Genomic DNA, 16,681 nt, shown 5'->3' on the forward strand with positions numbered 1-16,681 from the left:
TCGGGTATAAGACTGCAAAAGATACAGCAAAACCATCGGTTCAGGTAACTACAAAGTCTTTCGTGCGTCAGATCCCAACCCTTCTTCTTTGGCCAGGTCGTGTGGCACTGGTTCTGTATTTTGCGCTCGCCGCCCTCATTCTCGTCGGGCGTTACTGGGTGCTGCCTACGATTGACCATTGGCGTCCATTGATTGAACAGAAGCTTTCGGGTGCCTTGGGCAGTCAGGTGACGCTCGGACAGGTCAGTGCAAACTGGAAGGGTCTTAACCCCTCGTTCGATCTGTCTGATATCGTCGTCAAGAATCCGGCAGGCCAGCCCGTATTCAGTTTGCCCCGTGTTGCTGCCCAGCTGGCGTGGTCCAGTCTGATGCGGGGCGAAATTCGCTTCACTACATTGCAGGCGCAAGGGCTCGAACTGGATGTACGGCGTGACGCCCAGGGCAAAATCTGGCTGATGGGTCAGCCTCTGGAAACGGGGGCTGATACGCAGACAGCGGCAACGTCACGTCATCCGCTGGCGGCCTGGCTGCTGGAACAGGATCACATTGTCATTGAAGACGCCGGTTTGCGCTGGCGCGACGAGATGCGGGACGCCCCGGCGCTGGTGCTCGATGATATCGACATACAGTTTGTTCGGGATGCACAGGGCTACCGCGCCAGTCTTCAGCTCAAGGCCCCCGCCGCACTGGCGGGCACGCTTGATCTTGCGGCACAGCTTGCCTATGTCGATACTTCGCTCGAACTGACCGATCCGGATGCCTGGTCGGGGTTGCTTTATCTGTCGATGGACGATGTCCAGCCCAGGGCCTGGTCGCCCTGGGTTGATTTTCCCCAGCTTCTGGTCAAAGGCAAAATGGCGGGCCAGTGGTGGGTTGATTTTGGTGCAGGGCGTGCACCGGTTGTCACGTCCCGTACCGTGATCAATCAGGGGTGTTCCAGTTTGGTGCCGCGCAGTCATCCCGGGCGCAGGTCGAGGATTTTTCGGTTGATGCGTCCGGCAGCTGGCCTGCCTTCAAGGCGGTTTTCGAAGCGCTGGGCACACCCCAGCAAAGACCCGTACCGGTTTCCCCGAAGAGGCTGTTCAATGGCGATTGCGTTCCAGTCAGGCGAGCCTGGTCTTGCCGGAGGTGTTTGAGGCTCCGCTGGGGTTGGATCACCTTGAACTCGATGCATCGACGTATCGTGATGCTCAAGACCGGCTTGTGCTGAAGGTTCAGCAGGCCCAGGTCATCAGCGCGGCGCTCGATCTGGTCATGCAAGGCCAGTGGCAGGCCGAACCGGGAACCAGTGGTCGGGCCGACTTTCAAGGGCTGATGCGCCGGGCAACGCTTGGCCAGATCGGTTCGCACCTGCCGGTTACAGTCGATGCCGATGCGCGCGAATGGCTGGCCCGTGGCTTGCCAGAGGGTCAGTTGCGTAATGCCAGTGTCGTGCTCACGGGTGAGCTTGATCACTTTCCCTTTGGTGAGCAGCCGGACAAGGGGACGTTCCGCATCGCGGGCCGGTTTGAGGGTACGGACATTGATTATGCGCCGCCAGTGGCGGCGGGTGAACAAATTGGCCCCGTCTGACGGCTGCTGCGGGGGTTGTGGCGTTGGATAAGGTGGATTTGCGTCTTTTTGCCGATCAGGCCACGGTTATGCCCGAACCCGGGCGCCCCATTATTCTCACCTCGGTCAAGGCACATATCCCGAATATCGAAACCGAGGCCATCCTGACCGTGCAGGGGGATTCAAAAGGGCAGGCTGAAGCCTATCTCGGCCTGGCACGTTCATCGCCGCTGGGTGGTCTGCTCGACCATGCTCTGGCACAGTCTTCAGCGGATGGCGAGTGGACAGTTCCCCTGAAATTGCGTGTGCCCTTGATGGATACCGATGCGACAACGGTACAGGGTGAAATCCATTTTGATGGCGGGGCTGTGGTGATCGATCCGGACGTGCCCAGGTTGTCGAATGTACGTGGGCATTTGAGTTTTTCGGACACCGGCCTGGATACCCGGACGTTGACGGCCTCTTTTCTGGGGGCCGCTGGCGCTGAAAGGTGGCATCGGCAGAGGTCGTCCGGGGTTGTCATTGCAGGGTCGTCTGACCGGCCAGGCGCTGGCCGAGTTTGTTGATCTCAAGGGCATGCGCCGTCTGGCGGGGCGTACCGATTACACGGCGACGGTACAACGCTTGCCGACCCGTCGCTATGTCATGTCGCTGCAGTCCGACCTGGCCGGCTTGGGTGCCGATTTTCCGATGCCGGTCGGCAAGACCGAACGGGAGGTACTGCCGTTGCGTGCTGACTGGGTTCCCGGAAACGATGCACTGACGGCACGGCTCGATGTGAGCCTTGGGGCTGATGTGCGCGTACGTCTGGCGCGTCGTCCGGAACCTGCCAGTCAGGCCTGGTTCGATGCGGTGGCCATTGGTGTACGTCAAACGCCACTGGTACCGGCGCGCGGGCTGTCGATTGATGCCCGTTATCCGGCGGTGGATGCGGATGCCTGGCTGGCGATTGTCGATGAGTTCGAAGAGCCGTTGGCGGCAGGTGCGGGTAATAACCGCCCGAAGTCTGGCACGCGCACGTCTGCAAAGTTGCCGTTGCTGCCCTCGATGCGTCAGCTCCGTGTCCAGTCGGATGCCTTTAGTATCTATGGGCTGGCACTCGATCAGGCTACCCTGAGCGCCAGTCAGCAGGTCCCGGGGCAGTGGCGTATTGATATCAATTCGTTACAGACAGCTGGTGTGTTGCGCTGGAACGAGGCCCGCCCCAATCAGCCTGAATTCATTGAAGGTCGTTTTGAGCGTTTGGCGCTGGGCAGTGCGCAGGACGATGATGCTGCACCCGCCACGGATACTTCCACGTCGGCGTCAGATACAACCTCTCGCTTTGACGATTTTGATATTCCGGCACTGAAGCTGGATGTGCGCCAATTTACCTTGTACGGACGCGCATTGGGTGAGTTGTCGGTAACCGGTATCAACGTGGCCGAAGGCAAGGCGTGGCAGCTGGAAAACCTGTCGCTGCTCAATGAGTCAGCCCGGTTGGCAGGAACGGGGTTATGGCAACTGGATGGGGGCTCAAGGGGCTGACGCTGGATGCCCAGGTGAAGGTGATCGATCTGGGTGGCTTGCTGACCCGTCTTGGGCATAAAGATGCGGTGTCAGGGGGCGGGCAGTATTGGTGGTCAGTTGCGCTGGGGCAATATGCCGTGGCAGTTTGAACGGTCGGACATCAGCGGAAAACTGGATGTGGATCTGAAGAAAGGCCGTTTCAGTTCAGTCAATTCGCGTTCTGCCAAAGTGCTGGAACTGTTGTCATTTCAGTCAATACAACGCATTTTGTCATTCGACCTGAGCCCGGAAGGGATGTTCCGCGAAGGTTATCCCTTTGACGCACTGGGGGAAGCCTGCTGATCGAGCGTGGCATCATGAGCACGAAAAATTTCAACGTGGATGGCCCGGTCGGGCGCATTACGTTAGGGGGTAACGTCAATCTGGTCGATGAAACGCTGGGTTTGACGGCGACGGTGGCGCCCAATCTCGACATGAGTGGTGCCGCCCTGGCCGGCATGGTGATCAACCCGATTGTCGGGGTGGGGGCATTTTTGACGCAGTGGCTGCTCAAGGCACCCTTGTCGCGCGCCATGACGTTGAGCTATCAGGTCACCGGCAAGCTGGATGATCCCAAGCTGACCGAGGTGGCTGCCCAAACGAAGTCGGCCGAGAACAACGCCCAGGGCCGGGAAGGTACCACGACGCCATAAAAGAAGGGGTTGGCCCTCGCTGCACATGGCTAAGCGCGGGCCAACCCTATCTTGCGGTTCACGATGTCGGACTCCGGTTAGTAAACACCTTGCTGCAGCATGGCGTCGGCTACCTTGACGAAACCGGCAATATTTGCGCCGTCAACATAGTTGACACCGCTGGCACGCTGACCGTAGCGTACGCAGTTCTCGTGGATATCGCGCATGATTGCATGGAGCTTGTGATCGACTTCGTCACGGGTCCATGACAAACGTGCGGCGTTCTGGCTCATTTCAAGGCCTGATACGGCGACACCGCCGGCGTTGCTGGCTTTGCCCGGTGCGTACAATACGCCGGCTTCGATGAACGCATCGGCGGCTTCGATGGTAGAAGGCATGTTGGCGCCTTCCGAAATGCAGCGAACACCATTTTTGATCAGTGTCCTGGCATCATCGAGTTCAAGTTCGTTCTGGGTTGCGCAGGGCATGGCAACGTCAACAGGCACGTGCCAGGGGCGTTTGCCTTCTTCGTAGGTGACACCGGCTTCTTTGGCGTATGTCGACAGGCGCTCGCGGCGGTTGTTCTTGATGTCCATGAGCAGTTCAAGCTTTTCGGGCGTGAAGCCGGCCGGGTCAACAACACAACCATTCGAGTCAGAAACCGTAACGACTTTGGCACCGATCTGCATGCATTTTTCAATGGCATACTGGGCAACGTTACCCGAGCCTGAGACTGAAACTGTCAAGCCGTCAAGTGACTGACCCACGTGTTTGAGCATTTCTTCCGCGAAGTAAACGGTACCGTAACCGGTCGCTTCCGGACGAATCAGGCTGCCGCCAAAGGTCAGACCTTTGCCGGTGAATACACTGGCTGACGAGTTTGACAGTTTTTTCATCATGCCGGCCATGAAACCGACTTCACGTGCACCCACGCCGATATCGCCGGCAGGGACGTCGGTGTCGGGGCCCAGATGGCGATACAGTTCGATGATGAGTGCCTGGCAGAAGCGCATGACTTCGCCGTCAGACTTGCCTTTGGGGTCAAAATCCGAACCCCCTTTGCCGCCGCCCATAGGCAGGGTCGTAAGCGCGTTCTTGAAGGTCTGTTCGAACGCCAGGAACTTGAGGATGGACAGGTTGACCGATGGGTGAAAACGCATCCCGCCCTTGAAGGGGCCGATGGCCGCGTTGTGCTGGATACGGAAGGCACGGTTGGTTTGAACCTGGCCCTTGTCGTCGACCCAAGAGACACGGAACTGAATGACGCGTTCGGGTTCGACCAGACGGTACAGCAGGCCCTGTTCGGCATACCGCGGGTTCTGTTCGATGAACGGCCAGAGCGAATTCATGACCTCTTTGACGGCCTGCATGAACTCAGGCTGGTTGGGGTCACGCGCCTGGACCTGTTCCAGGAACTGGTTGAGACTGGGTAGTTTCATTTGGCTGTTTTTCTTAAGTTGCTCACGCAGGACACCCCGGAGGGTTACCCTTGTGATTGATAACGAGAGAAAGAAACGTAATTTCTTTTGACTGTTATTGTTTTTTGGCTGGTTTCAGCCCGTGGATGCCGCCTGGCGAAACAGTCATCGTCAAGATGCACTGAGCCTCTCGGTTGAGAGGCTCAGGGGCATGAAATTTATTTTTTCATCATGTCAAAGAACTCTGCGTTGTTCTTTGTGGCGCGGATTTTGTCCAGGATGAATTCCATCGCGGCGACCTCATCCATGTCGTGAATGAATTTACGCAGTACCCAGATTTTCTGGAGCAGGTCGGGCTTGATCAGGAGCTCTTCGCGGCGGGTGCCGGATTTGTTCAGGTTGATGGCCGGGTAGACGCGTTTTTCGGCCAGACGGCGTTCGAGGTGAACCTCGGAGTTGCCGGTACCTTTGAATTCTTCGTAAATCACTTCGTCCATGCGGCTGCCGGTTTCGATCAGGGCCGTACCGATGATGGTCAGCGAGCCGCCTTCCTCGAGATTGCGTGCCGCACCGAAGAAGCGTTTCGGACGTTGCAGGGCGTTGGCATCGACACCGCCGGTCAATACTTTGCCCGACGAAGGCACCACAGTGTTGTAGGCACGCGCCAGACGGGTGATCGAGTCAAGCAAGATGACGACGTCTTTTTTCAGTTCAACCAGGCGCTTGGCTTTTTCAATGACCATTTCAGCCACTTGCACGTGGCGTGTAGCGGGCTCGTCGAAGGTCGAGGCCACCACTTCACCTCGCACCGTGCGTTGCATTTCAGTCACCTCTTCAGGGCGTTCGTCGACCAGAAGTACGATGACGACAGCGTCGGGGTAGTTGGTGGTGATGGAATGCGCAATGTGCTGCATGATGACCGTTTTACCCGACTTGGGGCTGGCCACGATAAGGGCGCGCTGGCCTTTGCCGATGGGGGCAAAGATATCCATGATGCGACCGGTGATGTTTTCTTCGCTTTTGATATCGCGTTCGAGCGTCATGACCTGGTTGGGGTGCAACGGGGTCAGGTTCTCGAACATGATGCGGTGTTTGATGGCCTCGGGCTGCATGCCGTTGACCTTGTCGACCTTGACCAGCGCAAAATAGCGCTCGCCGTCTTTGGGGACACGGACCTCACCTTCGATGGAGTCACCCGTATGCAGGTTGAAACGGCGGATTTGCGACGGCGAGATGTAGATGTCGTCGGTGCTGGCCAGATAAGACGTTTCAGGAGAACGCAAAAAGCCGAAGCCGTCGGGCAGCACTTCGAGCACGCCGTCGCCGAAGATCTGTTCGCCCTGTTTGGCGCGACGCTTCATGATGGCAAACATGATTTCCTGTTTGCGCAGGCGGCTTGCGTTGTCGATGTCCAGACTGGCGGCCATTTCGAGCAGCTGCGAAACGTGCAGCGCTTTGAGTTCTGTGAGATGCATGAGGGGAGAGAAGGGAAATTGAGCAGGTCGTGGCAGGCCTGGACAGGCCTGCGCGCAAGTTAAAACGGTGGTTTAGGGGATCAAACAGCCTCGTCGAGGAAGTTGCCCAGTTGTGATTTGGTGAGCGCGCCGACTTTGGTGGCAACCGCTTTGCCGTCTTTGAACAGCATGAGGGTTGGAATGCCACGCACGCCAAATTTGGCAGCGGTGTCGGGGTTTTCGTCAACGTTCAGCTTCGCAATAGTAACACGGCCTTCGTACTGTTTCGCAGCGTCGTCGAGCAGGGGGCGATCATTTTGCAGGGGCCGCACCAGGCGGCCCAATAGTCGACCAGTACAGGGCCGCCGGCATTCAGGACATCGGTGTCGAAGCTGGCGTCGGTTACGTTTTTGATGAGTTCGCTCATGGTATTGGAAAAAATGTTTGATGAAAATTCTTTGTAAAGCATAACATCCAGCGGCTTTTCCTGACTATAGGGTTAACTGAGGTCGAACGACAGGTTCGGCTGAAGTCAGGCAAAATACTGTTTTTTCGTCCACCTGATTTTTGGGGCAGATTTGGCTACAACACCGCATTACGACGAAGCATCCATCCGGGTTCTGAAGGGCTTGAGCCCGTGCGCCAGCGCCCGGGCATGTATACACGCACTGAAAACCCGCTGCATATTCTGCAAGAGGTCATTGATAACGCGGCCGATGAGGCGCTTGCGGGTTATGGCACACAAATCAATGTCACGTTGCATATCGACGGCAGTGTTTCCGTGGAAGATGACGGGCGCGGCATTCCCGTGGGGTTGCACCCGGAAGAGCAGGTGCCCGTGGTCGAAATTGTCTTTACCCGACTGCATGCCGGGGGAAGTTCGACAAGAAAGCGGGCGGTGCCTATGCGTTTTCCGGTGGCTTGCACGGTGTCGGGGTGTCGGTAACCAATGCCTTGTCGTCACGGCTTGACGTCGAGGTCATGCGCGATGCCATGATGCACCGATTGGTATTCCAGCACGGCGACGTTGCCGAACCGCTGCAGCCTGTGCAGCCGGTGGCGAAGAAAAAACCGGTACGCGGGTGCGGGTCTGGCCCGACGCCAAATACTTTGATTCAGCCACCATTCCCATGGCCGAACTGGTCCATTCCTTGCGCAGCAAAGCGGTGTTGCTCAGTGGCATCAAAGTTACGCTGCTGGTTGAAAAGACCGGTGAAAGGCGTGAGTGGCAATACGCCGATGGTTTGCGCGGCTACCTCGATGAGGCGTTGGGCGAGGCCGAGCGCATCGTTCCGTTGTTCGAGGGGCGCCAGTACGCCGGTGCCGACGACGACAGTTTCTCTGAGGGCGAGGGCGCTCATTGGGCGGTGGTCTGGACGACCGAGGGCAATGTCGTGCGTGAATCGTACGTGAACCTCATCCCTACCCCGGCCGGGGGCACCCACGAAGCCGGCCTGCGCGACGGTTTGTTCAATGCCGTCAAATCGTTTGCCGAACTGCATAACCTCATTCCGAAAGGGGTGCGGCTGTTGCCCGAAGACGTGTTTGCGCGGGCCAGTTTCGTGCTTTCCGCCAAAGTGCTTGATCCGCAGTTTCAGGGGCAAATCAAAGAGCGTCTGAACAGTCGTGATGCCGTACGTCTGGTCGGCAATTTCGTCAAGAATGCGCTTGAGCTTGTACTGCACGCCAATGTTGAGGCGGGCAAAAAACTGGCTGAAAGCGCTATTCGTCAGGCCCAGGCACGTGCGCGCTCGGCGCAGAAAGTCGAAAAGCGCAAAAGTTCAGGGGTGGCCGTGCTGCCCGGCAAACTGACCGATTGCGAGTCGTCCGATACCGCCCGTACCGAGCTGTTTCTGGTCGAAGGCGATTCAGCCGGCGGTTCTGCCAAAATGGGTCGTGACAAGGCGTTCCAGGCGATTTTGCCGTTGCGTGGCAAGGTGCTCAATTCCTGGGAGGTCGATCGCGACCGTCTGTTTGCCAACAATGAAATTCACGATATTTCGGTGGCCATCGGTGTCGATCCGCATGGCCCCGAAGATACGGTTGACCTGTCGGGCCTGCGTTACGGTCGCATCTGTATTTTGTCGGATGCCGATGTGGACGGCTCGCACATCCAGGTGCTGCTGCTCACGCTGTTTTTCAGGCATTTTCCGCGCCTGGTCGAAGCCGGTCATGTGTACATTGCCCGCCCGCCCTTGTTCCGGGTCGATGTGCCGGCGCTGGGCAAGCGTCCGGCGCGCAAGCTGTATTGCCTTGATCAGGGCGAGCTTGAGGCCGTGCAAGACAAACTGCGTACCGAAGGCGTGCGTGAAGGCTCCTGGAGCATCAGCCGCTTCAAGGGTCTGGGTGAAATGAGCGCAGAGCAGTTGTGGGAGACCACGATGAACCCCGATACGCGTCGCCTGACGGTTGTCAGCTGTGGCGAACTGGGGGTAGCCGGCACCATTGACATGTTTGACATGCTGATGGGCAAGGGTGAGTCGGCCCAGCGTCGCGCGTGGCTTGAAGAAAAAGGCAATCTGGCCGATGTCGATGTGTAAGGCGCGCCCACGGCCTGAAACGCGCGTCTGCCGGGCCATGTTGAGGCTCAAACAATTAAACACGCAGGACTATTGATTTGATGGACACGATTCAACCCGGGCTGTTTGACAGCAACGACGATAACGAGCACCTGACGCTGGGTCTCTACGCCGAGCAGGCGTACCTTGATTACGCCGTCTCGGTGGTGCGGGGGCGGGCCCTGCCCGAAGTTGCCGATGGCCAGAAACCGGTGCAGCGTCGCATTCTGTATGCGATGGACGCCATGGGGCTGGGGCCCAGTGCCAAGCCGGTCAAGTCGGCCCGTGTGGTGGGCGATGTGCTGGGCAAGTATCACCCGCACGGTGATCAGGCCGCCTATGACGCCATGGTGCGTATGGCGCAAGATTTTTCCTTGCGTTATCCGCTGGTAGACGGGCAGGGCAATTTTGGTTCGCGTGACGGTGATAACGCGGCCGCCATGCGTTACACCGAAGCGCGCCTGACGCCGTTTTCCAAGGTCTTGCTCGATGAATTGGGCGAGGGTACGGTTGATTTCGCGCCCAACTATGATGGCAGCCAGAAAGAGCCGGTGCTGTTGCCGGCGCGCTTGCCCGTCATGTTGCTGAACGGCGCGTCGGGCATTGCGGTAGGCATGGCCACCGAAATCCCGTCGCACAACCTGCGCGAAATTGCCCAGGCCTGCGTGGCCTTGCTGCGCAACCCCAAACTTGACGACGACGAGTTAATGGCGCTGGTTCCCGGGCCTGACTTTGCCGGTGGCGGTCACATCATTTCACCACCCGAAGACATTGCGGCCATCTATCGCAGCGGCAGAGGCTCCTCAAGGCGCGTGCGCGTTGGGAGTTCGAAGAAATGGCGCGTGGTCAGTGGCAACTGGTGGTTACCGAGCTGCCGCCGGGTACGTCCTCTCAAAAAATTCTTGAAGAAATCGAAGACCGCACCAATCCCAAGGTCAAGACGGGTAAAAAACCCTGACCAACGAGCAGCAGCAAACCAAGGCCCTGATGCTGGGCTTGCTGGATGCGGTTCGTGACGAATCCGGCAAGCAGGCGGCGGTACGCCTGGTGTTCGAGCCTAAAAGCAGTCGCATCGATCGTGATGAATTCGTCAACACCTTGTTGGCGCAAACCAGCCTGGAAGGCGGGGTGTCGGTCAATCTGGTCTGTATTGGCACCGACGGTCGGCCGGGGCAACGTCCCCTGCGCGATGTGCTGGTCGAGTGGCTGGGTTTCCGTACGCAAACGGTCACACGGCGTACCCAGTACCGGCTCGATAAAGTGACTGACCGCATCCATGTCCTGGAAGGGCGCATGGTGGTTTATCTGAATGTCGACGAAGTCATTCAGACCATCCGCGAATCGGATGAGCCCCGCCAGGCTCTGATGGACCGTTTTTCGCTCAGCGAGCGTCAGGCCGAAGACATTCTGGAAATGCGCTTGCGCCAATTGGCGCGTCTGGAAGGTTTCAAGATCGAGAAAGAACTGGCCGAGCAAAAAGAGGAACAGGCCAAACTGCATGAACTGCTGGCCAACCCGTCGTCGCTCAAGCGCCTGATCATTCGTGAAATCGAGACTGACGCCAAACAGTATGGCGATGACCGCCGTACGCTGATTGAAACGGCAGAGCGTGCCGTGCTGGAAACCAAAGTGGTTGACGAACCGGTCACGGTCATCGTGTCGCAAAAGGGCTGGTTGCGCGCGCGCCAGGGCCATGGCCACGATGCGACCCAGTTCAGCTTTAAAACCGGCGATTCACTGTACGATGCGATCGAGTGCCGCAGCACCGAAAATATCATCGTCTTTTCGTCGACCGGGCGGGTATACACCGTGCCGGTGGCCAGTTTGCCGTCGGCGCGTGGTGACGGGCAGCCCGTAACCAGCATGATCGACCTTGAGCAGGGCAGCCGGGTGGTGCATATGGTCGCTGGCGCCGAGTCTCAACGCTATTTCATTGCGACACCGTCCGGCTATGGGTTCATTTCCACACTCAAAGACCTGAGTACCCGCCAGCGTGCCGGCAAGCAGTTTGTATCGCTGGAAGACGGTGATACCTTGCTCAAGCCACTGGCCCTGGCGCCCGAAAGCAGTCATCTGGCGATGTTCAGTACGAACGGGCGCTTGCTGGTGGTTGACCTGGCCGAGTTCAAACGGTTGGCAGGGGAGGACGCGGTACTGTCTTGATGGCACTGGACGACGATGATCGTCTGGCACAGTGGGTGGCCATTGGCCCGGCAGGCCTGGAGGTTTCAGGAATTTACCGTAACAAGGCGACCACGCTGGTGCTTGAAGGCGAGGCATTGGCTGAATATATCGGTAAACGGGCCCGCAAAGGCAAGGTTTTCGATACGAAAATCAAACAACCTGTGTTCGCTGCGGCTTAAAATGAAGAATTGATTACAACCTGTCTAAAAGTCGCTATGAGTTTCAAGGTTATTGTTCAGCCCTCGAATCACCAGTTCAGTGTCGAGCCCGGTGCTACGGTGCTTGATGCCGCCATGGCGGCAGACATCATCCTGCCGTACAGCTGTCGTACCGGGGCCTGTTCCAGCTGCAAGGGCAAAGTTCTTTCGGGGTCATTCGAAGCGGGTTCGTCGCCCGCGCAAATCCTGTCCCCGAAGAGCTGGCGGCCGGTTACACCCTGTTTTGCCAGGCCAGGCCCACCTCTGATCTGGTCATCGAGGCGCAGGAAATCCGCATGGCCAGCGATATCCAGATCCGTAAAATGCCGTCCCGCGTCATGGGCCTTGAACGACTGGGCGATGACGTCATGGTCATTGATCTGCAGTTACCGCCGGCGGAACCTTTCCGGTATTACCCAGGTCAATACATACAGTTCATTCTTAAAGACGGGCAGCGTCGCAGCTATTCCATGGCCAGTGCGCCGGCTGAAAACAATCGGGTTGAATTGCACATTCGCCACATGCCGGGCGGGGTGTTTACCGACCATGTCTTTGGTGTCGGTGACACGGCCATGAAGGTGCGCGAAGTGCTGCGCATTGAGGGGCCGCTGGGGTCATTTTTCTTGCGTGAAGATTCTGAAAAACCCATTGTGTTTCTGGCCAGCGGTACCGGTTTTGCACCGGTCAAGGCTATTATTGAGCACATGATTGCCATCGGTAACACGCGTCCGGCCGTATTGTATTGGGGCGGGCGTCGGCCGGCCGACCTGTACATGCACGAACTGGCCCAATCGTGGGAAGCCTGCTTGCCGGGCTTCAGGTATGTGCCGGTGGTGTCCGACGCACAGCCAGAAGACCAATGGGTCGGGCGTACCGGCTTCGTTCACAAGGCCGTTCAGGCCGATATTCCCGACTTGTCGGGCTATCAGGTGTACGCCTGTGGGGCTCCGGTCATGGTCGAAGCCGCCCGACGTGATTTCGTTCATGAAAATGGCTTGCCTGACGCCGAGTTTTTTGCCGATGCATTTACGTCGCAAGCCGATACGCAGGCAAACGCCAACGCAGGGCAGGTCGCATGAAAGTCGTGGTTCTGGGTAGTGGAATTATCGGGGTTTCAACCGCCTGGTGGCTTTCCCAGGCCGGGCACGACGTCGTCGTCATCGATCGGGAACCCGGTCCAGCCCAGAAACCAGTCGTGCCAATGGCGGGCAAATTTCTGTGTCCTATGCTGAACCCTGGGCCAATCCGCAGGCGCCGCTCAAGTTGTTGAAATGGTTGTTTGCCGACAATGCGCCCATGGTCTTCAAGCCTCAGTTTGACCCGCGTCAGTGGCTGTGGGGCTTGTCGTTTCTGCGTGAATGCTTTCCCAAGCGCGTGCCCAAAAACATTCGGGCCATGGTCAGTCTGGCCGAATACAGTCGCGATACGCTGAAAGCCATGCGCGAAGATCTGGGCATTGAATACAACCATTTGTCGCGCGGCATTCTGAATATCTATCGCGATGCCGAGCAGTTCGAGGCTTCGCAGGTGGCGGCCAGTTATATGCGTGATTTTGGCGTCGATCGGCGTATTGTCAGCATTGACGAAGTGCTGGCCATCGAGCCGGCGCTGGCGCCGGCTACCGACGCCATTGTCGGGGGTGATTTCACCGCCACCGATGAAAGTGGTGATATTCATCTGTTCACGACAGCGCTGGCGCGTCGGGCTCGCCATGCCGGTGTCGAATTCATGTTTTCGACTCAGGTCAATCGGTTGCGGGCCGCGGGTGGCCGTGTTGAAGCCGTTGAAATCATTGACAGCGAAGGCGTGTTTCGTGAAGTTACGGCCGACGCCTACGTGGCGGCCTTGGGGGCGTTTACGCCGCATATTGTCAACCCCTTGGGCGTCAACTGCCTGGTCTATCCCGCCAAGGGCTATTCGGCCACCTTCAAGGTACGTCAACCCGATCTCGCACCGTTTGTCAGCATCACCGACAGTGAGCACAAAGTGGTGTTCAGTCGTTTGGGTGACACCCTGCGCATGGCCGGGACAGCCGAACTCTCGGGCTACAGTCGCGCCTTGAATACAACACGTTGCGCCAATATGGTGGCTTTGGCGCGCAGTCTATTCCCTGACGCTCTTGATTTTGATAATGTTCAGTTCTGGTCGGGCCTGCGCCCGTCAACGCCGTCAAATGTTCCCCTTGTTGGCCGCACCAAAGTGTCGAATTTGTACCTGAATACAGGGCACGGCACCTTGGGCTGGACGATGGGCGCAGGGTCTGGAAAGGCTCTGTCCGACCTTATTTCGGGTAAAAACCCGAACCTGATTTTCCCTTTTTAGGTTGATTTTTGCTATGACGAAACATCGGTTCTTGAAGGTGCCCGCCGCGTTGCGCACCACGGTTGTTGCAGTTGCTGTATCCATGATGGGGGCTGGTGCTGCACAGGCAGCCACCGATATCGAAGTCTGGTTTTCCCTGAACGAACATAACAAAGAGGTTTTTGAAGGTCTCGTCAAAAAATTCAACCGTGATCAGGACGACGTCAAGGTCAAGCTCAAGGCGTTCAACAGCCCTAAAGAAATCGAGCCTGCACTATTGCAGAAGGTCGGTGCCAAAGAAAAAACGCCGAATCTGGTACAAATCGACGACAACCGCGACCCCGAGTCGCTGGCGGGCCGCAGCTACATCATGCCGCTGCACACCTTGTTGGCCAAACACCCCATCAAAGATGCCAAGTGGTTCGTTGCGCCGCAAAACCTTAGCATGCGCGACGCCAAAGGTCGTTTGCTGGCATTTCCTTACATGATTGATGTGCCGGTGATGTACTACAACATCGATGCCTTCAAGAAAGCTGGCGTCAAACCTGAAGTGCCGAAACGTTCGTGGTACGAACTTCAAGAGCAATTGATCGATCTGGCGAACAAGGCAACACGTAATTGCCCGGCCACCACCGACCAGTCGGTATCGGTCAACCTTGAAAACCTGGCTGCCGTCAATAACCAGTTTTTTACATCAAGCGATAACGGTACCAAAGGTGTCCCGTCGTTTGCTTTCGATACGACCTTTGTGCGCCACCTGTCTCTGATGATCAGTTGGGTGAAGGCCGAATTGCTGGTTAACCCGGCTGCCGACATCCAGGCGCTTGACCGCTTTGGTAAAAGCGAATGTTCCATCCTGATGTCCGAATCCAGCAATCTGGGGCGTTACATCGATACCCGTTCCCTGAATTTCGGTGTTACCGGTTTGCCATACTATCCGCAAGTGACCAAAGAGCCGGGCAACCCGTTCCTTGATGGAACCGGGCTGTGGGCAACCTCGGGGCATAACGACGCCGAGCAGAAAGCAACGGCACAGTTTCTTGACTGGTTGTCGCGTACCGACAATGCAGCCACGTGGTACCAGAAAACAGGTTTCCTGCCCCTGACGCAGCAAGCCTTTGATGCTACAGGCCCTGATTACTACAAGAATCTGGGTGACTGGCGCAACCTGGTGGCGGTCTACGCCAAGCCGCCAGTGCAAACTGCACGTGGCTTCAAGATTAATAATTATCCTGAAATTCGCGATATGTTCCACCGCAAGTTGCATGATGCCCTGGCCGGAACCTACCCGGCGGTTACTGCACTGACCAATGCGTCATCTGAAGCGACACAGATGATGCGTCGCAAGTAATCGGTACCTGATCGGAAGGGGGCTTTTTTTGAAAAAGCTCACTTCCCGTGCGATAAAAGCCGGTTTTCGGGTTGCGAGACGTAAAAAATTTATGTTATATTATTGGTCTTGCAGCAAGGCGCATTAGCTCAGCCGGTTAGAGCGACGGAATCATAATCCGCAGGTCCCCTGTTCGAATCAGGGATGCGCCACCAGAATTTCCCTTGTTTATCAAGGCATTAACGCCACCCTCTCCGGTGGCGTTTTTGTTTTCCGGTGCCCCGTGTGACCAAAACGTGACCGCACTGGCGAATTGTGCCAAGTGGCCTGCGTCCATGTGGGCATACTTCTTTACCATCTCTAAAGTTTCCCAACCGCCCAGTTCCTTCAGAACAAACAGCGGCGTCCCGGCCTGGACGTGCCACGATGCCCAAGTATGCCGCAGGTCGTGAAAGTGGAAGTCATTAATCCCCGCTTTCTCGCAAGCCCGTCTGAACATTTTCGGGTCGATCTGTTGCTGCGGTCTGCCATTGCGGGTAAAGACGTAGGTCAGGTGCGTTCCGATTCGGCGACGGATGATTGCCACCGCCTCATCATTCAGCGGTACGGCCCTGGCCCGTTTTGACTTAGCTTTGCTGGCTGTCACCCAGGCGATGCTTCTGGTCAAGTCAACCGACTTCCATTCCAGCGAAAGAATCTCGCCAGCCCGCATGCCGGTGGCCAAAGCAAACAACACAGCATCTTGTAGCCAATCCTTTTGAATAGCGCTGACCAGTCTTGCCGCCTCGTCCCGGCTGACCCAACGAACCCTTACCGTAGGCTCTCTGGCGGGCCGCAACTTTGCGGCGTTGCCCACCCATCCCCATTCGGCGCACAGACTCAAAAGCCGCCGTATGGTGGCCAGATACCTATTTCGGGTAGCCGGGGTCAATGGCTGACGCCCAAGGTTCTTATAGACGGCGTGCGTTGGCAGCGCGTCCATGATTTCATCGGTTGTCAAAGAGCTGACGGCGCGGCCTGAAAACTGATCGCGCCAATACTTGATATGCCTGACCTTCGTTTTGTAGTCGTTTTGGCCTTCAGAGGCCTGAAGGAACCTGACCGCAGCTTGTTCAAAGGTGTACTCAGGCGTATCGCCTAACTTGGCAACGCGCCATAACTCGCCCTTCAGGCGGTCGTGATACTCTTGCGCTGCCTTTTTGTCGGCAGTCCCAGCAGATCGTCTAACTCTTTCGCCGCTTGGCGTGCGTAGATCGATCCACCAGACGCCGTTACGCTGTCTGATCGACATAGTGATTCTCCTGTTGATCGCAGCGCCAGCCGTGTGACTTTGTACTGCGGGCGCGATATTTCTTCAAGTCGGGAAGGCCAGACCAGCCATTTTCGGCATCCCGGCAGTCGAAAGCCGATTTCTTGGCGGCGAAGAAAGACTGTCTGGTAAGCCAGCCCCAGCCGTCTGGCGGCTTCTTTCAGAGTGATGGCGGTTTCGTTCATGCAAACTCCAATCT

At 57.3% G+C, this 16,681-nt stretch carries 8 protein-coding genes, 1 tRNA gene and 7 pseudogenes; 11 read left to right on the plus strand and 5 right to left on the minus strand.

The features are described 5' to 3' along the window. Nucleotides 1-62: 62 nt before the first annotated feature. The 5 genes and pseudogenes from N7E01_RS15675 to N7E01_RS15705 all read left to right on the plus strand — a co-directional run bounded on the left by N7E01_RS15675 (nt 63) and on the right by N7E01_RS15705 (nt 3,752). Nucleotides 63-1,136: a YhdP family protein gene (locus N7E01_RS15675; protein WP_289173545.1), complete on the plus strand. Its 1,074-nt coding sequence runs from the start codon at nt 63-65 to the stop codon at nt 1,134-1,136. Then, nucleotides 1,129-1,572: a YhdP family protein gene (locus tag N7E01_RS15680; protein ID WP_289175834.1), complete on the plus strand. Its 444-nt coding sequence runs from the start codon at nt 1,129-1,131 to the stop codon at nt 1,570-1,572. Before N7E01_RS15675 ends, N7E01_RS15680 begins: the two co-directional genes overlap by 8 nt. 17 nt (nt 1,573-1,589) lie before the next feature. Then, nucleotides 1,590-2,117, plus strand: coding sequence for a YhdP family protein (locus N7E01_RS15685; protein WP_289173546.1), 528 nt, complete (start codon nt 1,590-1,592; stop codon nt 2,115-2,117). Beyond that, a pseudogene (locus N7E01_RS15690) lies at nt 2,074-3,402 on the plus strand (YhdP family protein). Before N7E01_RS15685 ends, N7E01_RS15690 begins: the two are co-directional and overlap by 44 nt. Nucleotides 3,403-3,416: 14 nt before the next feature. After that, entirely contained in the window at nt 3,417-3,752 is a 336-nt protein-coding gene (locus N7E01_RS15705) for a YhdP family protein (protein ID WP_289173550.1), read from the plus strand. 77 nt (nt 3,753-3,829) lie between these two features. Here N7E01_RS15705 and gdhA read toward each other — a convergent pair whose 3' ends face one another. From gdhA to trxA, 3 genes and pseudogenes are all read right to left on the minus strand, one after another. Further along, nucleotides 3,830-5,170, minus strand: coding sequence for an NADP-specific glutamate dehydrogenase (gene gdhA, locus N7E01_RS15710; RefSeq protein ID WP_289173551.1), 1,341 nt, complete (start codon nt 5,168-5,170; stop codon nt 3,830-3,832). A 197-nt stretch (nt 5,171-5,367) separates the two neighbouring features. Continuing rightward, entirely contained in the window at nt 5,368-6,624 is a 1,257-nt protein-coding gene (gene rho / locus N7E01_RS15715; RefSeq protein ID WP_289173552.1) for a transcription termination factor Rho, read from the minus strand. An 80-nt stretch (nt 6,625-6,704) separates the two neighbouring features. Beyond that, nucleotides 6,705-7,030, minus strand: a pseudogene (gene trxA / locus N7E01_RS15720) (thioredoxin TrxA). A 151-nt stretch (nt 7,031-7,181) separates the two neighbouring features. On the opposite strand from trxA, the pseudogene N7E01_RS15725 reads away from it, so the two are divergent. The 6 genes and pseudogenes from N7E01_RS15725 (at nt 7,182) to N7E01_RS15750 (ending at nt 15,388) form a co-directional block, all read left to right on the plus strand. Beyond that, a pseudogene (locus N7E01_RS15725) lies at nt 7,182-9,143 on the plus strand (DNA topoisomerase IV subunit B). A gap of 77 nt (nt 9,144-9,220) precedes the next feature. Then, nucleotides 9,221-11,524: pseudogene (gene parC, locus N7E01_RS15730) on the plus strand (DNA topoisomerase IV subunit A). Between the two features lie 36 nt (nt 11,525-11,560). Then, nucleotides 11,561-12,621 (plus strand): annotated as a pseudogene (locus N7E01_RS15735) (CDP-6-deoxy-delta-3,4-glucoseen reductase). After that, nucleotides 12,618-13,869 (plus strand): annotated as a pseudogene (locus N7E01_RS15740) (D-amino acid dehydrogenase). The pseudogenes N7E01_RS15735 and N7E01_RS15740 overlap by 4 nt, the downstream one beginning before the upstream one ends. An 8-nt stretch (nt 13,870-13,877) precedes the next feature. Continuing rightward, nucleotides 13,878-15,194 carry an extracellular solute-binding protein gene (locus N7E01_RS15745; RefSeq protein WP_289173553.1) on the plus strand — a complete coding sequence of 439 codons (1,317 nt, stop codon included), beginning with the start codon at nt 13,878-13,880 and terminating at the stop codon, nt 15,192-15,194. A gap of 117 nt (nt 15,195-15,311) precedes the next feature. After that, nucleotides 15,312-15,388 (plus strand) — tRNA-Met (locus N7E01_RS15750). A gap of 50 nt (nt 15,389-15,438) precedes the next feature. Here N7E01_RS15750 and N7E01_RS19560 read toward each other — a convergent pair. Next, a pseudogene (locus tag N7E01_RS19560) lies at nt 15,439-16,458 on the minus strand (tyrosine-type recombinase/integrase); the annotation flags it as partial. After that, the gene (locus N7E01_RS15760) at nt 16,341-16,667 is read right to left on the minus strand and encodes a hypothetical protein (RefSeq protein ID WP_289173554.1); all 327 of its coding nucleotides are present in this window, start codon (nt 16,665-16,667) and stop codon (nt 16,341-16,343) included. The pseudogene N7E01_RS19560 and the gene N7E01_RS15760, both read right to left, overlap by 118 nt. Nucleotides 16,668-16,681: the final 14 nt, after the last annotated feature.

This window comes from Neopusillimonas aromaticivorans (assembly GCF_030344915.1).
Classification (GTDB): Bacteria; Pseudomonadota; Gammaproteobacteria; order Burkholderiales; family Burkholderiaceae_B; genus Neopusillimonas; species Neopusillimonas aromaticivorans.

Bases quoted from the DNA above. Each gene is read 5' to 3' on its own strand.
- N7E01_RS15705 (WP_289173550.1), top strand. From the start codon at position 3,417: ATGAGCACGAAAAATTTCAACGTGGATGGCCCGGTCGGGCGCATTACG.
- gdhA (WP_289173551.1), bottom strand. From the start codon at position 5,170: ATGAAACTACCCAGTCTCAACCAGTTCCTGGAACAGGTCCAGGCGCGT.
- rho (WP_289173552.1), bottom strand. From the start codon at position 6,624: ATGCATCTCACAGAACTCAAAGCGCTGCACGTTTCGCAGCTGCTCGAA.
- N7E01_RS15745 (WP_289173553.1), top strand. From the start codon at position 13,878: ATGACGAAACATCGGTTCTTGAAGGTGCCCGCCGCGTTGCGCACCACG.
- N7E01_RS15760 (WP_289173554.1), bottom strand. From the start codon at position 16,667: ATGAACGAAACCGCCATCACTCTGAAAGAAGCCGCCAGACGGCTGGGG.